Source organism: Nonomuraea sp. NPDC050790, assembly GCF_044456745.1.
Taxonomy (GTDB): domain Bacteria; phylum Actinomycetota; class Actinomycetes; order Streptosporangiales; family Streptosporangiaceae; genus Nonomuraea.
The window spans coordinates 83,704-100,392 of sequence record NZ_JBITGF010000009.1 but is presented as its reverse complement, the minus strand read 5'-3'; the positions used below and the strand labels follow the sequence as shown (position 1 = coordinate 100,392).

General features: G+C 68.2%; 17 protein-coding genes and 1 tRNA gene. 7 read left to right on the top strand and 11 right to left on the bottom strand.

Annotated elements, in window-relative coordinates:
- Positions 1 to 5: 5 nt before the first annotated feature.
- The 3 genes from ACIBEJ_RS39135 to ACIBEJ_RS39125 are packed head-to-tail and all read right to left on the bottom strand — an operon-like array spanning position 6 to position 2,406.
- Entirely contained in the window at positions 6 to 248 is a 243-nt protein-coding gene (locus ACIBEJ_RS39135; protein WP_397188006.1) for a hypothetical protein, read from the bottom strand.
- Positions 245 to 631 (bottom strand): hypothetical protein, encoded by a 387-nt coding sequence (locus ACIBEJ_RS39130; protein ID WP_397188005.1) that lies wholly within the window; start codon positions 629 to 631, stop codon positions 245 to 247. The genes ACIBEJ_RS39135 and ACIBEJ_RS39130 overlap by 4 nt, the downstream gene beginning before the upstream one ends.
- Positions 628 to 2,406 (bottom strand): MDR family MFS transporter, encoded by a 1,779-nt coding sequence (locus ACIBEJ_RS39125; RefSeq protein WP_397188004.1) that lies wholly within the window; start codon positions 2,404 to 2,406, stop codon positions 628 to 630. The genes ACIBEJ_RS39130 and ACIBEJ_RS39125 overlap by 4 nt, the downstream gene beginning before the upstream one ends.
- 102 nt (positions 2,407 to 2,508) lie before the next feature.
- Between ACIBEJ_RS39125 and ACIBEJ_RS39120 the strand changes: the two genes are divergently transcribed.
- The 4 genes from ACIBEJ_RS39120 (at position 2,509) to kstD (ending at position 6,210) form a co-directional block, all read left to right on the top strand.
- Positions 2,509 to 3,078, top strand: a complete 570-nt coding sequence (locus ACIBEJ_RS39120; RefSeq protein WP_397188003.1) for a TetR family transcriptional regulator — start codon at positions 2,509 to 2,511, stop codon at positions 3,076 to 3,078.
- Positions 3,079 to 3,131: 53 nt separating this feature from the next.
- Entirely contained in the window at positions 3,132 to 3,467 is a 336-nt protein-coding gene (locus ACIBEJ_RS39115) for a hypothetical protein (RefSeq protein ID WP_397188002.1), read from the top strand.
- A complete protein-coding gene (locus ACIBEJ_RS39110) occupies positions 3,458 to 4,387 on the top strand; it encodes a hypothetical protein (RefSeq protein WP_397188001.1) in 930 nt (309 codons plus the stop codon). Before ACIBEJ_RS39115 ends, ACIBEJ_RS39110 begins: the two co-directional genes overlap by 10 nt.
- A gap of 89 nt (positions 4,388 to 4,476) precedes the next feature.
- Positions 4,477 to 6,210 (top strand): 3-oxosteroid 1-dehydrogenase, encoded by a 1,734-nt coding sequence (gene kstD, locus ACIBEJ_RS39105; protein WP_397188000.1) that lies wholly within the window; start codon positions 4,477 to 4,479, stop codon positions 6,208 to 6,210.
- A gap of 390 nt (positions 6,211 to 6,600) precedes the next feature.
- Here kstD and ACIBEJ_RS39100 read toward each other — a convergent pair whose 3' ends face one another.
- From ACIBEJ_RS39100 to ACIBEJ_RS39075, 6 genes are all read right to left on the bottom strand, one after another.
- Positions 6,601 to 6,999, bottom strand: coding sequence for an SsgA family sporulation/cell division regulator (locus ACIBEJ_RS39100; protein WP_397187999.1), 399 nt, complete (start codon positions 6,997 to 6,999; stop codon positions 6,601 to 6,603).
- 124 nt (positions 7,000 to 7,123) lie between these two features.
- On the bottom strand, positions 7,124 to 7,519 hold the full coding sequence (locus tag ACIBEJ_RS39095) for a hypothetical protein (RefSeq protein WP_397187998.1): 396 nt from the start codon (positions 7,517 to 7,519) through the stop codon (positions 7,124 to 7,126).
- A gap of 416 nt (positions 7,520 to 7,935) precedes the next feature.
- Positions 7,936 to 8,265, bottom strand: a complete 330-nt coding sequence (locus ACIBEJ_RS39090) for a cupin domain-containing protein (protein WP_397187997.1) — start codon at positions 8,263 to 8,265, stop codon at positions 7,936 to 7,938.
- A gap of 632 nt (positions 8,266 to 8,897) precedes the next feature.
- Entirely contained in the window at positions 8,898 to 9,569 is a 672-nt protein-coding gene (locus tag ACIBEJ_RS39085; protein ID WP_397187996.1) for a class I SAM-dependent methyltransferase, read from the bottom strand.
- A gap of 1,915 nt (positions 9,570 to 11,484) precedes the next feature.
- Positions 11,485 to 11,577, bottom strand: a tRNA-Ser gene (locus ACIBEJ_RS39080).
- 140 nt (positions 11,578 to 11,717) lie between these two features.
- Positions 11,718 to 12,278 carry a YceI family protein gene (locus ACIBEJ_RS39075; RefSeq protein WP_397187995.1) on the bottom strand — a complete coding sequence of 187 codons (561 nt, stop codon included), beginning with the start codon at positions 12,276 to 12,278 and terminating at the stop codon, positions 11,718 to 11,720.
- An 89-nt stretch (positions 12,279 to 12,367) separates the two neighbouring features.
- On the opposite strand from ACIBEJ_RS39075, the gene ACIBEJ_RS39070 reads away from it, so the two are divergent.
- On the top strand, positions 12,368 to 12,865 hold the full coding sequence (locus ACIBEJ_RS39070) for a MarR family winged helix-turn-helix transcriptional regulator (protein WP_397187994.1): 498 nt from the start codon (positions 12,368 to 12,370) through the stop codon (positions 12,863 to 12,865).
- Here ACIBEJ_RS39070 and ACIBEJ_RS39065 read toward each other — a convergent pair.
- Positions 12,819 to 13,328 (bottom strand): SigE family RNA polymerase sigma factor, encoded by a 510-nt coding sequence (locus tag ACIBEJ_RS39065; RefSeq protein WP_397187993.1) that lies wholly within the window; start codon positions 13,326 to 13,328, stop codon positions 12,819 to 12,821. The two genes, ACIBEJ_RS39070 and ACIBEJ_RS39065, sit on opposite strands and share 47 nt — an antisense overlap.
- A gap of 200 nt (positions 13,329 to 13,528) precedes the next feature.
- On the opposite strand from ACIBEJ_RS39065, the gene ACIBEJ_RS39060 reads away from it, so the two are divergent.
- Together ACIBEJ_RS39060 and ACIBEJ_RS39055 are read left to right on the top strand one after the other, a co-directional pair.
- Positions 13,529 to 14,476: a hypothetical protein gene (locus tag ACIBEJ_RS39060; RefSeq protein WP_397187992.1), complete on the top strand. Its 948-nt coding sequence runs from the start codon at positions 13,529 to 13,531 to the stop codon at positions 14,474 to 14,476.
- Positions 14,477 to 14,482: 6 nt separating this feature from the next.
- Complete coding sequence (locus ACIBEJ_RS39055) at positions 14,483 to 15,265, top strand: MauE/DoxX family redox-associated membrane protein (protein ID WP_397187991.1); 783 nt, start codon at positions 14,483 to 14,485, stop codon at positions 15,263 to 15,265.
- 103 nt (positions 15,266 to 15,368) lie between these two features.
- On the opposite strand, the gene ACIBEJ_RS39050 is transcribed toward ACIBEJ_RS39055, so the two are convergent.
- The gene (locus tag ACIBEJ_RS39050) at positions 15,369 to 16,550 is read right to left on the bottom strand and encodes an AAA family ATPase (protein WP_397187990.1); all 1,182 of its coding nucleotides are present in this window, start codon (positions 16,548 to 16,550) and stop codon (positions 15,369 to 15,371) included.
- Positions 16,551 to 16,689 lie beyond the last annotated feature (139 nt).

Here is a 16,689-nt window from a genome sequence, read left to right as displayed (position 1 = left end):
CCTGGTCAGCGCTTCTCGGCCACGTGGCGGCCGCGGCGGGCCAGTTCGCGCAGGGCGTCGGCGGCGTAGGCCACCAGCGCGGCGAACGACACCCCCGCCAGGATCGCGCCGACCCACAGGTCGTTGACGGTCGCGTCGGCGTACGCCGCTCCGCGCGGCTGGTAGCCGACCGCGAACGGGGCGGCGACCAGCCACAGGCCGCCGAGGAACAACAGCACCAGGGCGCCTACGCCCAGCTTCGCCTTCATCGCTTCTCCTCTGCCAGCGTGCCGTTCTGCCGGGTCCTCATGTCCTCGCGCAGCGCCTCGACCAGCGGGGCCAGCATCGTGGCCAGTTCCGCGGAGGACGCGCCCTGCGGGGCGGCGGGGGCGGGCTCGGGTTCGGCGGGGCGCTGCCGTACCGTCACCAGGCCGCGCGCGAGGAGCTCCTCGCGGATCGCGGCGACGAACGCGAGCGCGCCGGCGAGCGCGACGACGGCCACGCCCAGACCGGTGAAGAACTCCGAGGTGGTGGTGTTCGTCCAGTCGGCGCCCTCGGGCTGGGTGCCCAGGGCGAACGGGGCGATCATCAGCCACAGCCCGGCGAGCAGCGCCAGGGCGGCCGTGACCGCGCCTGCGAACTTGCGGATCATAGGGTGACTCTCTCTTTCTCGGGTGGCGCCGCCTGTGTGATGAGCGCCCGTGAGGTCGGGCGGAGCACGTCGTGCGCCACGGATCTGGCGCGTTCGCGCTCTGGGCGGCCGTCCGGCGGGGCCATCCTGGCGACGGCGGTGAGCAGGGCGGAGGGGCGGCCGTCGGCGTTCTCGACGCGCTGGGCGATGAGTTCGAGCAGCAGCCCGGCCAGGACCATGTCGTCCTTGGTGAGCGGTTCCTGCGTGGGGGCGGGCTGGTTGGTGCGCAGCGGCAGTTCCTTGAGGAACAGCGTGGCCACGAAGCCGAGCAGCGCGATCGGCACGCCGACCAGGAAGACGGTCTCCAGCCCGCGCGTGAACGACTCCAGCACGATGCCCTTGACCGGCTCCGCCAGGTGCTGGATCGCCTCGGGGCTGCCCAGCTTCGGCGTGCCTCCGGCGGGCAGGTTAATCCCGGCCGCCTGGAGCATCCGCGCCATCTCGTCCTTGAGGCGGTTGGTGAGGATCGCGCCGAACGCGGCCACGCCCACCGCCCCGCCGAGCGAGCGGAAGAACGAGACGCCCGAGGTCGTCGAGGCCATGTCGCGCACCTCGGAGGCGTTCTGCGCGGCGAGGATGAGCATCTGCATGGACAGGCCCAGGCCGACGCCCAGCACCGCCACGTCGAAGCCGATCAGCCATTCGCTGGAGTCGACGTGCAGCCGGGAGAGCAGGAAGAGCCCGACGGCCACGATGAGCAGCCCCGCGACCGGGAAGACCTTCCACTTGCCGGTCTTGGTGACGATCTTCCCGGAGATCACGCCGGCCAGGAACAGCGCGACCACCATGGGCAGCGTCATCAGGCCGGAGTTGGTCGGGCTGAGCCCCTTCACGATCTGCAGGTACTGCGGCAGGTAGATCATCGCCCCGAACATCGCCATGCCGACCAGCAGCGAGGCGAGGCTGGCCAGCACGAACGTGCGGTTGCGGAACAGCCGGGGCGGCAGGATCGGGTCGCCGGAGCGCTGCTCTGACAGCACCGCCAGCGCCAGCATCAGCAGGCTGATCGCGGCCAGCGCGTAGGTCCAGAAGGAGTTCCACTCGAACTCCTGGCCGCCGAGGGTCAGCAGCAGCATGAGCGCGCTCGCGCTCGCGGTGATCGTGAAGGCGCCCCAGATGTCCACCGTGGTGTCGCGCCGGACGTGCTCGATCTTCAGGAACTTCTGGATCACGAAGAACGACACCGCGGCGAACGGCACCACGACGTAGAAGCACCAGCGCCAGCCGAGCCAGTCGGTGTCGACGATGAAGCCGCCCAGCAGCGGCCCGGCGACCGTGGACAGCCCGAAGACCGCGCCCATGTAACCGGAGTAACGCCCGCGCTCACGCGGGGAGACGATGTCGCCGAGGATCACCTGCGACAGCGCCGACAGACCACCCACACCGAGCCCCTGTACGGCTCGCGCCGCGATGAGCTGCCCCATGTCCTGGGAGAGCCCGGCGGCCAGCGACGCGGCGACGAACAACGCCAGCGACGTCTGGAAGAGCAGCTTCCTGCCGAACAGGTCGGACAGCTTGCCCCAGAGCGGCGTCGAGACCGTCATCGTGAGCATCGTGGCCGAGGCCACCCACGAGTACTGATCCTGGCCGCCGAGCTCGCCGACGATCGTCGGCAGGGCGGTGCCCACGACGGAGGTCGAGATCATCGAGGTGAGCATCGCGAGCATGAGCCCGGCCATCACCTCGAGGATCTCGCGATGCGAATACTGCCGCCGTGCGGCCGCCTGGGCTGCCAAGCGCCCCCACCCCCTTGTTGTCCACGAGCTCGGGTACCCGGCGAGTATACGCCTGTTTACTAGCCGCGCGGCAAGTAGCCTCCGCGCGGGTAGAGTTCGGGCATGAACGCCGAGGCGGCCACGGAGGCCAAGCCGCGTGATCGCGAGGCCACCCGGCAGCGCCTGCTGCGCGCCGCGCGCTCGCTGTTCGCCGAGCACGGCTACGAGCAGGTGACCGTCCGCATGATCGCGGCGGCGGCCGACGCCAACATCGCGCTGGTGGGGCGCTACTTCGGGTCGAAGGCGGGGCTGTTCGGCGAGGTGCTGGCCGGCGAGCCCACCGTCGCCCGGGTCATCGAGGGCGACCGCGAGGGCCTGGCCAGGCGGCTGGGCGAGTACACCGCGGCCCGCATGCACGCCGACCCCGAGAGCCCGATCCTGCGCTCGCTCGAACGCCTGGCCGGCGACCCCGAGATCCAGGACCTGGTGCGCGAACGGCTCCGCAACGCGATCATCGCCCCGATGACCGCCGGGCTCGACGGGGCGGACGCGCACCGCAGGGCCCGGCTGGCGACCGCGGTCTTCCTGGGAATCGGCACCATGCGGCGCCTGCTCGGGCCCGAGGATCCGACCCCTGCCGACGTCGACCGGCTCACCGCGGTCTTCGAGGCGTGCCTGCGCCCGCACACGTGATCGTTACGTTCGTGGGGCGGTAGCCGTAACATCTGGGCCGGAGCATGTCCGGCATGCGAGACACGTCGATCGCGCACGAGCAGCTCAAGAAGCAGGCGGCGCCCGCCTTCGCCGACCTGGCCGACGACCTGACCGGGGCGGTGCGCAGGGCCGAGGAGATCCTGGGCCGGCTGGGCGGCTGGCCCGTGGGCGAGGAGGCGGACGAGGCGTTCGTCGCCTGGTACGGGCCCAAGCGGCGGGAGCTGCCCGACATGATCGAGGACTTCGCCGCCGCCTACCGCGACCTCGCCGAGGGCCTGCTGGCGATGCGCCACAACGTCGCCACCGTCGACTGGGGCCTCGCCGACGACCTGCGCATCCGCGACGTCCCGGTCTACACATGGCCGTGAACACGCTGCTGCTGGCCCTCATGGCCGGCGGCACGGGCTCGCTGGTCGCCCTGCGCGTCTACGCGGGCGTGACCGCGCCGGAGATCCCGCCCGGCGAGCTGCGCAAGGCCGCGCAGGCCTTCCGCGACCTGGCCGACGAGCTGGACAAGGGTGACGAGGCCATCGCCACCAGGGCGAACGCCGCCGCCTCCACGGTCTGGCTCAACAACTCGGGCGAAGGCGTGGAAGCCTTCAAGGGCATCTATCTGGGCAACCTCCGCTACTTCCCCTACGCCTTCGCCGACGACTGCCGGGTGATCGCGGTGGGCTGCGAGGCGTACGCGCGCATGGTGGAGGACGTGCGCGAGCGCCTGGTCGAGATCGAGAAGGCCATCATGCAGTTGCTCTGGCTGGTCGCCTTCCAACCCCTCACCACCGCCCTGTACGGCCTGGCCCAGGCGATGGCCGCCGCCCAGCTCGTCCGGTTGGTCAAGCTGGCCCAGACCCTGAAGTCGGTGTTCCTGTGGAATGTCGCCAGGATCCTCCAGCTCACCTTCCCGAAGTACGTACTGACCACCCTGAACTACGCCGCGGTCGACGGCGCCGCCTACGCCGCGGGCTCCCTGGCCGCCGACGCCACCGTGGACGTGGCCCACGGCCGGGACGTGAGCGCGTCGCCCGCCGAGTTCGGCAAGATCGTGACCGCCAACACCGGCTACATCCTCGGCTACGACGCCGCCAAGCTCGCCCTGCCCGGCCCGGCGACGCGCGGCGGCGAACTGGCCGCCAGGTTGTTCGGCTCCGGCTTCGGCTACACGCCGGTCAAGAGCGCGCTGGACGGCGACGGCACGATCCTGCCGACCGGCGACGAGTGGATCTCCAAGCTGGAGGGGCACGGCATGCGGGCCCTCATCTTCCCGCCCGGCTGGAAGTTCCGCTGACGGTTGACAGGTGATCGAACCAAACGCATGCTTGGGTGGCTGTGGCCCTTGGCGCGAGGCCGTACTTCTCCTTCGTGAAGGGTTCCGCCATGCCTGCACACCCCCACCCAACCCGCCGGACCGTCTTACGCGGCACCGCGGCCGGAGCCGGGCTGCTGATCCTCGGGGCCAACGCCGCCCGCGCCGAGGCCGCCGTCACCCAGGAGTTCGACGTCGTCGTGGTCGGCTCGGGCGCCGCCGGGATGACCGCCGCGCTCACCGCGGCCAAGCGCGGGCTGAGCACGCTCGTCGTCGAGAAGGCCGCGACCTTCGGCGGCTCGGCGGCCAGGTCGGGGGCGGGGATCTGGGTTCCCAACAACGAGACGATCCTGGCCGCGGGCGTGCCCGACACCCCGGCGAAGGCGGCGGCGTACCTGTCGGCCGTGGTCGGCCCCAGCGGCGTCCCGGCCGACAAGCAAGCGGCCTTCCTCACCGACGGCCCGGCGATGATCTCGTTCGTCACCCGTAACAGCCCGCTGCGCTTCCGCTGGATGGAGGGCTACTCCGACTACTACCCCGAACTCCCCGGCGGCCTGCCCAACGGGCGCTCCATCGAGCCCGACATGTTCGACGGCAACCTCCTCGGCCCAGAACTCGCCAACCTCAACCCCGCCTACATCCCCGTCCCCGCCGGCGAGGTCATCTTCAGCGCCGACTACAAGTGGCTCAACCTGGCCCTCGTCAACCCGCGCGGCGCCGCCGTGGCACTGGAGGGCGCCGCCCGATGGCTGGCCGCCAAGGCCCAGGGCATCGAGCCGCTCACCATGGGCCAGTCGCTCGCCGGCGCACTACGCGCCGGCCTGGCCCAGGCCGGGGTGCCCGTCTGGCTCAACACGCCGCTGACCGACCTGCGCGTGGAGAACGGCCGCGTCGTCGGCGTCCTCGTCACCCGCCAAGGCACCCAGACTCTGGTACGCGCCCGCCGCGCCGTCATCCTCGCCTCCGGCGGCTTCGAGCACAACGACGCCATGCGCGACCAGTACCAGGAACAGCCCATCGGCACCGACTGGACCGTCGGCGCCGCGGCCAACACCGGCGACGGCCACCGGGCCGGGCTCCAGGTGGGCGCGGCCGTGGAGTTCATGGACGACGCCTGGTGGGGACCCGCCATCCCGCTGCCCGGCGAGCCGTACTTCTGCCTGGCCGAACGCACCCTGCCCGGCAGCCTGATCGTCAACCAGGCGGGGCGGCGCTTCGTCAACGAGGCGGCGCCGTACAGCGACGTGGTCCACATCATGTACGCGCGGGACGCCATCCCCGCCTGGCTCGTCATCGACCAGAACTACCGCAACCGCTACCTCTTCAAGGACATCCCGCCCACACTGGACTTCCCCTCTTCCTGGTACGGCGCCGGCGCCGTCGTCAAATCCTGGACCTGGAACGGCCTCGCGGCCAAAATGGCCGTCCCCGCCTCAGCCCTTGCCTCGACCCTCACCCGATTCAACGGGTTCGCATGGAGCGGCCGCGACCTGGACTTCCGGCGTGGGGACAGCGCCTACGACCACTACTTCACCGACCCCGCCGTGATCCCCAACTCCTGCCTTGCCCCGTTGCTCCTCCCGCCCTTCTACGCCCTCAAGATCGTCCCTGGCGACTTGGGCACCAAGGGCGGCCTGAAGACCGACGTGCACGCTCGCGTCCTTTCCACGGCCGGGGCGGTGATTCCCGGTCTGTATGCCGCGGGCAACGCCTCTTCCCCCGTCATGGGCCGCAGCTACGCCGGCGCCGGCTCCACCTTGGGCCCCGCAATGACCTTCGCCTACATAGCCGCCCACCACCTGTAACCCCCGCCCACCCCGCCCCCGGACCCACCCCGCCCCCGGGTTCTGCCCGCGCCCCGTTTCCAAGCTCCGAGCGCCCGGATCCTTACCCGTTCCTGGCTCCTTGCCCCGCGCTCGGCCCGCGCCCTGTTTCCAAGCGTCGAGCGCCCTGCAATGACCCCCGCCTACATGGCCGCCACTTATAAGCCTTGCCCGCCCCGCCCAGGTGCGGGGCCCCGCCTGGCTCCTTGCCCCGCGCCCGGCTCCTCGCGTCGGATGCCCTGCACGTGCCCCGCGCCCGACTGGCAGGTCCGTTCGGATCCGCCCGCCATCTGTGACGCCCACAATGCGACCGTCCTTACTCCCTGCCCGGCTCCATAACTCGCGCGGCGCGATCTGTGGGCTCGACGATGGTCAGGGTGACTCGGTTCGTTCGATCAGGAGGTCGTACTCACCGTCCCAGTCGATCCGCTCGTTCTCCTGACCCGCCGGAACCAGTACATAGGTCTCTGCGAGGAACGCGCCGAGTGCCTGACGGGCTACCAAGAACGTCAGAGCCGGGTCTGCGGGAATCCCGATGAACAACACGTCCGGGTCGTCAGAAGGCGCGATCCGGAAGTCCTGAGACCTCACTGACCGGTTGAGCCCCTTGGCCAAGACGAATCTGGCGACGTCAAGGTGCCCTGGGACGCCGGGAATTTCGATCCGGACGAAGTGCGGATCCCTTCCGAGGTAGCTGAGGAAGGCGGTCAGGACATCTTCGGACTCTGCTGTGCCGCGCAGGGTCACGCAGCGGACGATGCCGGAGGACATGTCAACTCCCTGGGAATGGGGGATGGGGGCAGCGGCCACACACGTCCGGAGCGGCGCCGCGCCTCGTTGGGATGGTGTTGATCAGGGCTGGTAGACGTGATCAACGCTTTCGCGGGCGGTCGTCCTAGTCCGCGCGCATGGTCTGAAGCCAGGTGCGGGCGCCGTCTCCGTTGTCGATCACCCAGAACATCCAGCCGTTGCGGTTGTCGTTCACCTCGGGGTTGTAATGCCTGACGACAGCTCGGGCCGCCCCCGTGGGGGACTTGTAGGACTCGCCCTTGAGCGGCCCGTCGACGATCTCGACGCGGGCCGGGGCGATGAAGCGGGCGCGCGTTCTGCGTCCTGCGTAGTCGGCGTAGATGGAGAGCCCGTCGCCCTCCGTCCCGGTCGGGGCTGCGTCCTCGACCGCTGAGAAGTCGGCGATCAGGCGCCGCACGATCTCCCCTTCGGTGACGTTGGCCATACGAGCGGCGAACGCGACCATCTCCTTGGTGTCAGCCGACACCTCGATGTACACCATCAACGCCCTCCCTTCTCGTCGAAGCATACGCAGGAAAGAGAGTGCTGTCTACAGCATTCACAGCATGATCGGAGGTGTTATGCGGCTGCTGACGCACTGGCAGGCCCTACGCTTGGCGAAGTTGAGAAACCGCCAGTTCTGCAAAACGAACCCGACAGAGGGCGATGCTCCACGTCGGGCGGGGTGAAAGCCTCGGATACTTGATCTGCTGCGTTCGATGCTTGCTTTGCTTCACGAAGATGTGAGGTCGCCGCAGGAGATCGAAGAGCCTGGCGATCTCGCCGACCGCCGGGCGCATCCACCCCGAGCGCCTCACATCTGGCCGTCCGCGAAGCAGAGCCGAAACATGATCAGGAAACCTGAGCCGTGTGATCCGGCGTGAGGAGATCGGCCGACACCCCATACTCGGCGACTATTCAGGCCAGACCGCTCGCCCGCGACCCATAGGCCGGCCCGAACACCACCAGCAGCGCTAGATCCTCAGTGACGTCCACGAACCGATGCTCCTCACCCGCCGGGACGAAGATCACCGCACCGGGCCCGATCTCCGCCGCGCCATCCGGCGTCACAATCCGGGCCCGGCCTTGGGTCACCACGTAGATCTCGTCCTCGGTGTGCGGGCTCTGGGTGTCGACGCCACCCGCCGGGATGCAGTACGTCCCCACGGACAGATCCGGCACCTTGAGCTGCTCAACCCAGTCGTTGCCCGAATCCGACCACTGCCCGGCGCCTTCGATGATCCGCATGGCCGCAGACCCTATCCTGCCTGTGAACGACCCGCCCCACCCGCCGGACAAGGCGCCCTAGCCTCCCGTCTGCCCAGCCAAGCCACGTGCCCTCCGAGGTCAACCACATCTTCCCCCTGGCTCGCCTCCCTCCTTGAGCACTCGACGGGAATCACCGCCCTCGAGTCGGGCGCCGTCGGCCACTCCTGGGTGTGAGGCGCGCTGCTCGAATCGTTCCTCGGCAACGTGCGCACTCGCCTGCGGGACCTGCCCACGCCATGGCTGATCGCGGCGATCTGGCAACACCCCCACGATGTGCAAAGAGCCCGCCCTCCATCCTGCGGAGAGCGGGCACTTGCGTGAGTGTTCAGTTCGTATGCCCGACGAGGAGTCGGACAGATTCGAGCACTGCCCGCCGCCCAGCTCTGGTGATCTTCTCGAGTTGGGTCCCAGGAGTTCGCTATCGCGTAACGACATGTGGACAGGGGCGCGGTCTCTGGTAGTTGCCCCCAAGATCGGTGGCGGGTCGCTGACCGCCGCCCAACACGATGGGCATCCGAAACGCCCGGCGTCCCCCTCGAACCCGAAGCCGCCCGAGAGGCGACCTGGAGGTCCACGATGCCGACCAGGGCCGGAGCACCGGGCGGGGCGGCTCAGGGACGAGTGCCCTGGACGATGAGCGTGCCCACATGGTCGGGATCAGGAGCGGGCTCATGCCAGGCCCGGATGTCCTTAAAGCCGTGTGACGCCAGGATATGGGCCCACATCTCGGGCTCGTAGGCCCAGCGATACACCCACGTCTGCGGCCCGCGGAAGCCCGCGCCATACATGCCCTGAACACCATACGACCCGGGTACGGCCGGCGCCTGGCTGAAGACCAGCCGACCCCCGGGATTCAGCCGCCAACGGATCCGCGGCAGCAGGTGATCGGGGTCGGTGAACCAGATCGCCCCGAAGATGGAGTAGATGGCATCCCAATGCTGCTCCGTGTCATCGAGAAACTCGATCGCGTCCGCCTCGGTATAGACCGCGTTGGGCAGATGCCCCCACATCGCCCGCGCCCCGGCGACCTGGACGGGCGACAGATCCACACCGGTCGCCTGAACACCCTCGGCGGCCAGCGCCGCGACGGCATGCCCACGGCCGCACCCGAGCTCCAGCGCCGTCTCGGCCTGGCCGAGCAACTCGTGGTCAGGGCCATGGTCGTTGTACTGGGTCCAGCCGAAGGCGTTCTTCAGAGCCTCCTCGGGGGTGCTGTCATCGTCGGCGGTGACGCTGGCGGCCTGGTGGTCCCAGTACGCGATGCAGTCAGTGATCAGGGTCATCAGCACGACCTTGGGCCGGGAGGGACGGTACGCGCGTCAAGCTACTCCCGCCCGAACCGTGATCACCGGTGAATGCTGGCAGGCGTCCGGTCTACGTGCGAAATGCCGATACGACCACGTCGTACAGGCCTTTGCCGATGGTGATGGTTTGTCCCGGGCGTAGACAGGGAGCACTTGGTCGAAATGGTGCTCGCGGAATGGGGCGTCGTTGCGCGTGCCGAGGACGAACCCATGGATGCCCAAGTCGACGACCTCGCCGCAGCCGATCTCCAAGGTCTGTCTCACTCCTTCATCGCGGCGATGAGGTAGACGATGCCTGACCGAGGACGCTCGACCATCTCCGTATCGAAGAGGTGGCCGCGGGCCAGGAGGGCGCGATCTGTCGGTCCCACACAAGGAACTGGACAGCGACGTTCGAATCCCGCCAGCCGCCGGGATAGCGCTCACCTTGATGGCGCAGAGCACCGTGCATCCTGACGGCCTGCTGGCCGATGGGATCAAGTTGGTCGCCTTGGCCCGAAACCAAGTCGATCCCCTGGGTAATGGAACTACATCTCTGTCATTTGTGGCCGGTCTCTGGAAGGAGTCCGTGTGCTGATATATAAGGAAAGATGAATAGCTGATCAGCTGATCGCGAGCAGAGGTGTTCTTTAATTGGGTGCTGCGAGGAAGAACGCCAAGAGGAATTCGGCCTTCTTTGTTCTTATAATTGAAGCTGTCGCCATCGCGCTCGGCGTATATTTCGTGGGCCGGCGCGACTGGACTAGCGCTACTTGGTCCTTATCCGCTGCCGCAGCGATTCCACTCTGGATAGCTGGATTCAAAGTACGCACACGCTGTAGAGTCCTCACAGCCAAGGGGCGTCGGTGCCCGAATCCCACGACGGGAGTCGTGTTCGGTTGCAGTCAGGCCAACCACACATGGGCTAAGCTTCTCGCCCGCTTCGGGTTAGACCGGAGGCCGACGGTGAAGCTTGTTGAGGGTGGCGAGCCACGTTCAACTTCGACTGTCAGCCCTACAGGCGTGTTCGATGAATCGGCGCCTCCTATCCGAGTACGAATGGAGAGTGGTCGCAAGGATACGCTGCTGTTCTGGTTCGCGACCTGCGCAACGGTATCTGGCTTTGTGTCCGCTACGGTGGACGTCACGGGACTGCTCGTCAAATAGGAGTCGCTGGCGGGTAGTAAGAGCGCGATTAATAGACCCCACCCCCAGGGCACGATCGGCGTGGCCCAGCTCCTTCAAACCGAGGATCGCGACCCTGTGGGCCAACTGACTGACGAGTCCTTCTCCACGGTGAAAATAGCCGAATGCGACCCGTCAACGGCGGAGCTGGCTAGTCCGTTCTACCCACACGGGGAGGCGTAGGCAGCATGGGTCACCTTTGCGGCAGAAGCCGCCCCTGGATATCCCAACGAGGATTTCATCGCGGCGCCCCCGAGGCTGTCGTCTTGCTCGACGGTGCCGCACCCCAGCGGGTTCGGATTTCGGGTTGCTCGCACGGCGTGGCCTGGTTCTCTCGGACGCTCGGCTCGACGCTGCGCGCCTCAATGACCCAGCGCCGGCTCCGTGGCCGGTGCTGGCCGAAGGGATCAAGTCGGTGGCCTTGTTGCGCGATGGCACGTGTCACCTGTCCCTTCCCCACTCGCCGTCCTCGACCGTGGTCATGCTCCGCTGTATATGGGCGCTGGGCAGGATGGGGCGCAAGCTCGCTTGAGAGAGACGCGCGGAGCGAAGCGGAGCACCGATGGGTCGGGGTGGGATCCAACTGGCTGACCACTTAGCTGGGCAACGGGTGGGACTTAGGAGGGCAGTCCGACCGTAGGGAGGCCCTTCAGGGGTCGAGCTTTAGCTCGACTGGAGAAACAGTCTTGCCCCCCACGCGCGAAGCGCGCATGAGGGGCAAGTCCATGCCTGGCGGAGGCTCGGGGATTTGAACCCCGGATGGGCGGTAAACCCAAACCGCATTAGCAGTGCGGCGCCATAGACCTGACTAGGCGAAGCCTCCCGGTAGCCACGTGGCTTCCGACAGCGTACCGGCCTTCTGGCGAGGCAGCAAAGCGGTTACGCAACGCATGTTGTCCACCGCCTGTGGATAACCCTGTCCACACCTGTGGACAGGGTGGGCAAGGGCCACAAGCATGCGGCTCAAGCGGGGTTGGCCTCGCCCTCGATCTCGATCTTGATCTTCTTGCCGACCAGCACGCCGCCGGTCTCCAGCGCCTGGTTCCAGGTCAGTCCGAAGCTCTCGCGGTCGAACTCGGCGCTGATGCTGAAGGCCCAGACCTGCTGCCCCCACGGGTTGGTGCCGGCGCCGTTGTACTCGACCTTGAGCTCGATCTCCTTGGTCACGTCCCGGATCGTCAGGTCGCCGACGACGGTGAACTCCTCCCCGGAGTGCCCCGTCACGCGCGTCGTCCGGAAGGTGATCTCGGGGAACTTCTCCGCCGACAGGAAGTCGTCGCTGCGCAGGTGGCCGTCGCGGTCGGGCTGGCCGGTGGTGATGCTGGCGGTCTTGATGGTGATCTCGGCCGAGGACTCCAGCGGGTCCTCGGCGATCGTGACCGAGCCGTCGAAGTCGGCGAAGTGGCCGCGTACCTTGCTGACCATCATGTGCTTGGCCACGAAGCCCACGTTGGTGTGCGCGGCGTCGAGCTTGTAGGTGCCGGCGGCGGGAATGTCCAGGCCGTCCCAGGTGCGAGTGGTCATCGGGATCTCCTTGAAGTCAGTGCGGATGCTTGCGCCAACAAATGTCTACACGAGGAATATTCCTCACGTCAACTATCGTCGGATAAGGTATGAGCGTGAGCCCCTTTGACGACCCCCGCCTTACGGCCATGGGCCTGATCGCCGAGGTCCATGCCGGCCTGGCCGCCCGGATGAACCCGGTCTTCCAGGCGGCCGGCCTGTCCTGGATCGACTTCGAAACCTTGATCAGGCTGTCCCGGTCCCCCGAGCAGCGCCTGCGTATGACCGATCTGGCTGCTCAGACCGGTTTGTCCACGAGCGGAGTCACGCGCGTGGTCGACCGGCTGGAACGCGAGACCCTGGTCGCCCGGATGGCGTGTCCGACCGACCGGCGGGCGTCCTATGCGGTGCTGACCGACGCGGGCCGCGAGCGGCTCAGCGACGTGCTGCCCCGCCACCTCGCCGACATCGACGACTGCTACACCACCCTCCTCGACGACGACGAGCGCGCGACCTTCATCTCGGCCCTGCGCAAAATGCGCGATGTCGTACGGCCCGGCGCTACGGCTGGGGCGGCGGCTGAGCGGGAATGCACAACTCCAGCCTGAGCTTGGCCATGGCCCGGGAGACGGTGCTCTTGACCGTCCCCACACTGATCCCGAGCGCCCTGGCGATGTCGGGCTCGCTCATGTCCTCGTAGTACCGCAGCACGATCGCCTCGCGCATGCGCGTGGGCAGCCGGTCAAGAGCCTGTTCGAGCCGCACGTGGACCTCGCCGCAGGCTTCGGCCTCGGAGGAGGTCTCGGGCAGTTCGTCGGAGGGGTACTCCTCCAGCTTGCGCCGCCGCCACTGGGAGATGTTGATGTTGACCATGGCCCGCCGTACGTAACCGTCGAGCGAGCCACGGTCCTGGATGCGGTCCCACGCCAGGTACGTCTTGGCCAGCGCGCTCTGCAGCAGATCCTCGGCGTCACAGGCGTGTCCGGTGAGCTGGTGGGCGGTGCGCAGGAGGGCGGGACCACGAGACGTCACGTACTCGCGGAACTCCTCTTCCCGGCTGGCAGTCTGCATCGTGGCCAGAATCGCAGGGTGCGGGCCTGTTCGGGCTGAACCGGAATTCAGGATTCGGTCTGCCAAACATAAAGGTCGGGGCATGCCGGTGGCAGTTTGTTCGTCACCGGATGTCTCCACCTTCCCCCGGGGTTGCGTATTTTGCTCTCTTCTGGGATGTCCGGTGCCTGCCGTACCGGATCTCGTGTGAGGCTATGCGCGTGGGGTTTCCGAGTGTTGAGCGGCGCAGAGCGCTCGCCGCGGCCGCGTTGGGCCGGGAGGCGGGCGTGCCGGGCCCGGATCCTGGGGATGGTTCGCCGTTAACCGCGGTGGCCGGCGAGATCCTCGACGTGAGCCCGCATCTGATCATCATCGAGACCGTGAACGGCGAGGAAGAACGGCTGGTCATCGCGCCGTGGGCGACCGCGTGGCGAGGCGGCGACGTCGCGCCCGCCGATCTGCCCGTGGGCGGCCGGGTCATGATGCGCGCGTTGCGCGAAGGCCGGGTCGTCGAGCGGATCTGGGGTGATGTGACCCGGATGACCGGCACCATCGTCTCCATCGACGGCCGCAAGGACCTGTCCGTCGAGCTCGACTGCGGTGCGCACCGCGGCCGCCGCACCATCGTCATCCCCTACCGCACGACGGGCCGGTTGCGGGTACGGCATCCGCAGTTCGAACCCGGCTACCTCTTCGACGCCATCGGCATCAGGGACCAGGGCGAGACCCAGGCCCTGCTGCCCGCCACCTCGCAGCCCGCCTACCCGGCCAAATCTGTCCCGTCGCCGCCGCCGGCCTACGCGGGGCAGCAACAACGCATCTCGGGCACCGCGACCTGGGCCGATGCCTTCGACGAGGACGAGCGGGGCGCGGCCTATCCCATGCTGGAGCGTTCCGACGCCGGATGCCCGGATTCGGCGGTGTCGTGCGTCGGCCTGCCGTACCTGTCGATCGGATCGTTGTTGCAGGTCAAGAACCTGTGTACGACGCGCAGCGCGAACGTGCCCATCGTGGCGTGCGGCTGCCTGGCCGGTCGGTTCTGCGACCGGTGCGTGGAATGCGGCACCTCCCCGCGGGGGCGGATCACCGAGCTGTCGCCCGCGACCTTCGTGGAACTGGGGGGCGAACTGACCAAGGGCTGCTTCAATGCCCAGATCGGATTGGGGTGACCGCACATGCTCGAATCACAGTTGCCGGTGCTGATCGTCCTCCTCGTCTTGGGTACGGTCGCCAAACTCGCCACCGTGTACACCGGAGGCGAACCTGGAGCCCTCAGCCGCATGGGCCCCGCCGTGCTGGTGCCCGACAAGCTGCAGGCTCCTGCCCTGGTGTGCTGCGCCGTCGGCGAACTGGTGCTCGTGGCCGGCCTGCTGCTGACCACACACCCGCTGTTCCGCTGGGGCACGGTGCTCTTCTTCTCCCTGTCCACCTACGTCCTCATGGAACTGCGCAGGCGCCGCCCCGACGCCGGGTGCGGCTGCTTCGGCGAGGTCAGCTCGGCGCCGGTGGGCCTCCGCTCGATCGGGCGCACGATCGTGCTGACCGGGATGGCGCTCATGTCGGTCTGGGCGCCGGTGCCCGGCCTGGTGGCCTTCGCGAACCCTTCCTGGCTCCTCCTCGTGGGGGTGGCGGTGCTGGCCGCCCTCTCGCCCGAGATCGAGGAGGCGGTCGACCGGATCCGGTACCGGGCGCCGTGTGAGCAGCGCCCCGGGCCGCAGGAGAGCCACACGCTGGCCCGGCTCCGTGCCAGCGGCGCCTGGCGGGCGCACCGCGACGGGCTCGTGACGGCGGAGCCGTACGACAGTTGGCGTGAGCTGTGCTGGCGGTTCTTCGCCTTCCAGAACCAGGCGGGCGACGACGTCGTCTTCGCCGTCTACCTCAGCGGACGGCGTCCCGCCGTGCGCATGGCAGTGGTCAGCACGGACTCCATGCCGGAATATACGCCAGTCTCGGCCTGACGCTAGACCGTCCTATAAAGCGGTAGGACGGCATGACGATTTAGCTCTATTGGGTTGTCTAGCTTCCCCACTAGACAACCCAATAGAGGGCTAGGAGTGCCGGTTAGATCGGTTGGGCACGTAGGAACCTCCCGAAATGCGGCACTGTGAACGCGATCTGGCCGCGTTCGGCGCTGTAGATGAGACCCTTCTTGATCAAACTGTCGCGGGCCGGTGACAGGCTGGACGGCTTGCGGCCCAGCGCGTCGGCCACGTCGGAGGTGGCCACCGGCTCGTCGCCGATCTGGGCCATCGCGTGCATGTAGTCGCGCTCGGCCGGCGTCGCCCGTTCGTACCGGCTGCCGAAGAAACCCACCGCGAGCTCCTCCTCGGCCTCCGGCGCGGCGACCTTGACGTCGTCGGCGGTGATCGGGCTGCGCGGCGCGAGGTCCCACGCCACCTTGCCGTAGGCCTGCACGAAGTAGGGGTAGCCGTCGGCCGCCTCGTAGAGCGCGTCGAGCGCGTCCTGGGTGAACTCGACCTCCTCCTCCCGCGCCGGGAGGATCAGCGCCATGTCGGCGGCGTCGCGGTCGAGCTTGTCGATGCGGGCGTAGCGGAAGAGCCGCTCGGAGTAGCTCTTGCTGGCCGACAGCACGCTCGGCAGGTGCGGCAGCCCGGCGCCGACCACGATCAGCGGGCCGCCGGTCTGCGACAGCTCGTGGCAGGCGGCGCAGAGGGCGGAGATGTCGGCGGCCTGCACGTCCTGCATCTCGTCGATGAACAGGGCGACGCCGACGCCGAGGTCGGTGGCCACGCCGGCCGCGTCGACGAACAGCTCGGTGAGGTCGATCTCCAGGTCGCCGGAGTCGGCCCGGCCGCGGCTGGCCGGCACCTCGATGCCGGGCGACCAGTGGGAGGTGCCCTTGGCGGCGGCCGGGTCGCGCATCGCGAACGCCTTGAGCACGCCGAGGAACTCCTCGATGCGCTCGGGCGCGCGGTGGCGCGGCGCCAGCTCGCGGATCGCCATGTGCAGCGCGGCGGAGACGGGACGGCGGATCGACTGGTCGGGCCTGGCCTCGATCTTGCCGGTGCCCCACAGCCGCTGCATCGCCATGGATTTGAAGGTGTTGAGCAGGACGGTCTTGCCCACGCCGCGCAGTCCGGTGACGACCATGCTGCGCTCGGGGCGGCCACGGGCCACCCGCTCCAGCACGACCTCGAACTGGTGCAGCTCTCGATCACGGCCGGCCAGCTCTGGGGGACGCTGTCCGGCACCGGGGGCGTAGGGATTGCGCACGGGGTCCACGCTCTCGGACTTTATTGCCGGGTATAGCGGTCGTCGTAGATTTGGGAAGAAACAGCTACGGCGTGTCTGGACGAGCATGGCACCCCCTCTCACCTGGCCGAACCCGTGTTCGATTCGATACCCAGAACTGTAGCGCGCA

What these genes read in the sequence shown, in the direction of transcription:
- ACIBEJ_RS39110 (WP_397188001.1), top strand. Translation starts at nt 3,458, where the DNA reads ATGGCCGTGAACACGCTGCTGCTGGCCCTCATGGCCGGCGGCACGGGC.
- ACIBEJ_RS39130 (WP_397188005.1), bottom strand. Translation starts at nt 631, where the DNA reads ATGATCCGCAAGTTCGCAGGCGCGGTCACGGCCGCCCTGGCGCTGCTC.
- ACIBEJ_RS39075 (WP_397187995.1), bottom strand. Translation starts at nt 12,278, where the DNA reads ATGACCACTCGCACCTGGGACGGCCTGGACATTCCCGCCGCCGGCACC.
- ACIBEJ_RS39070 (WP_397187994.1), top strand. Translation starts at nt 12,368, where the DNA reads ATGAGCGTGAGCCCCTTTGACGACCCCCGCCTTACGGCCATGGGCCTG.
- ACIBEJ_RS39090 (WP_397187997.1), bottom strand. Translation starts at nt 8,265, where the DNA reads ATGCGGATCATCGAAGGCGCCGGGCAGTGGTCGGATTCGGGCAACGAC.
- kstD (WP_397188000.1), top strand. Translation starts at nt 4,477, where the DNA reads ATGCCTGCACACCCCCACCCAACCCGCCGGACCGTCTTACGCGGCACC.
- ACIBEJ_RS39095 (WP_397187998.1), bottom strand. Translation starts at nt 7,519, where the DNA reads ATGGTGTACATCGAGGTGTCGGCTGACACCAAGGAGATGGTCGCGTTC.
- ACIBEJ_RS39100 (WP_397187999.1), bottom strand. Translation starts at nt 6,999, where the DNA reads ATGTCCTCCGGCATCGTCCGCTGCGTGACCCTGCGCGGCACAGCAGAG.
- ACIBEJ_RS39120 (WP_397188003.1), top strand. Translation starts at nt 2,509, where the DNA reads ATGAACGCCGAGGCGGCCACGGAGGCCAAGCCGCGTGATCGCGAGGCC.
- ACIBEJ_RS39055 (WP_397187991.1), top strand. Translation starts at nt 14,483, where the DNA reads ATGCTCGAATCACAGTTGCCGGTGCTGATCGTCCTCCTCGTCTTGGGT.
- ACIBEJ_RS39115 (WP_397188002.1), top strand. Translation starts at nt 3,132, where the DNA reads ATGCGAGACACGTCGATCGCGCACGAGCAGCTCAAGAAGCAGGCGGCG.
- ACIBEJ_RS39085 (WP_397187996.1), bottom strand. Translation starts at nt 9,569, where the DNA reads ATGACCCTGATCACTGACTGCATCGCGTACTGGGACCACCAGGCCGCC.
- ACIBEJ_RS39065 (WP_397187993.1), bottom strand. Translation starts at nt 13,328, where the DNA reads ATGCAGACTGCCAGCCGGGAAGAGGAGTTCCGCGAGTACGTGACGTCT.
- ACIBEJ_RS39135 (WP_397188006.1), bottom strand. Translation starts at nt 248, where the DNA reads ATGAAGGCGAAGCTGGGCGTAGGCGCCCTGGTGCTGTTGTTCCTCGGC.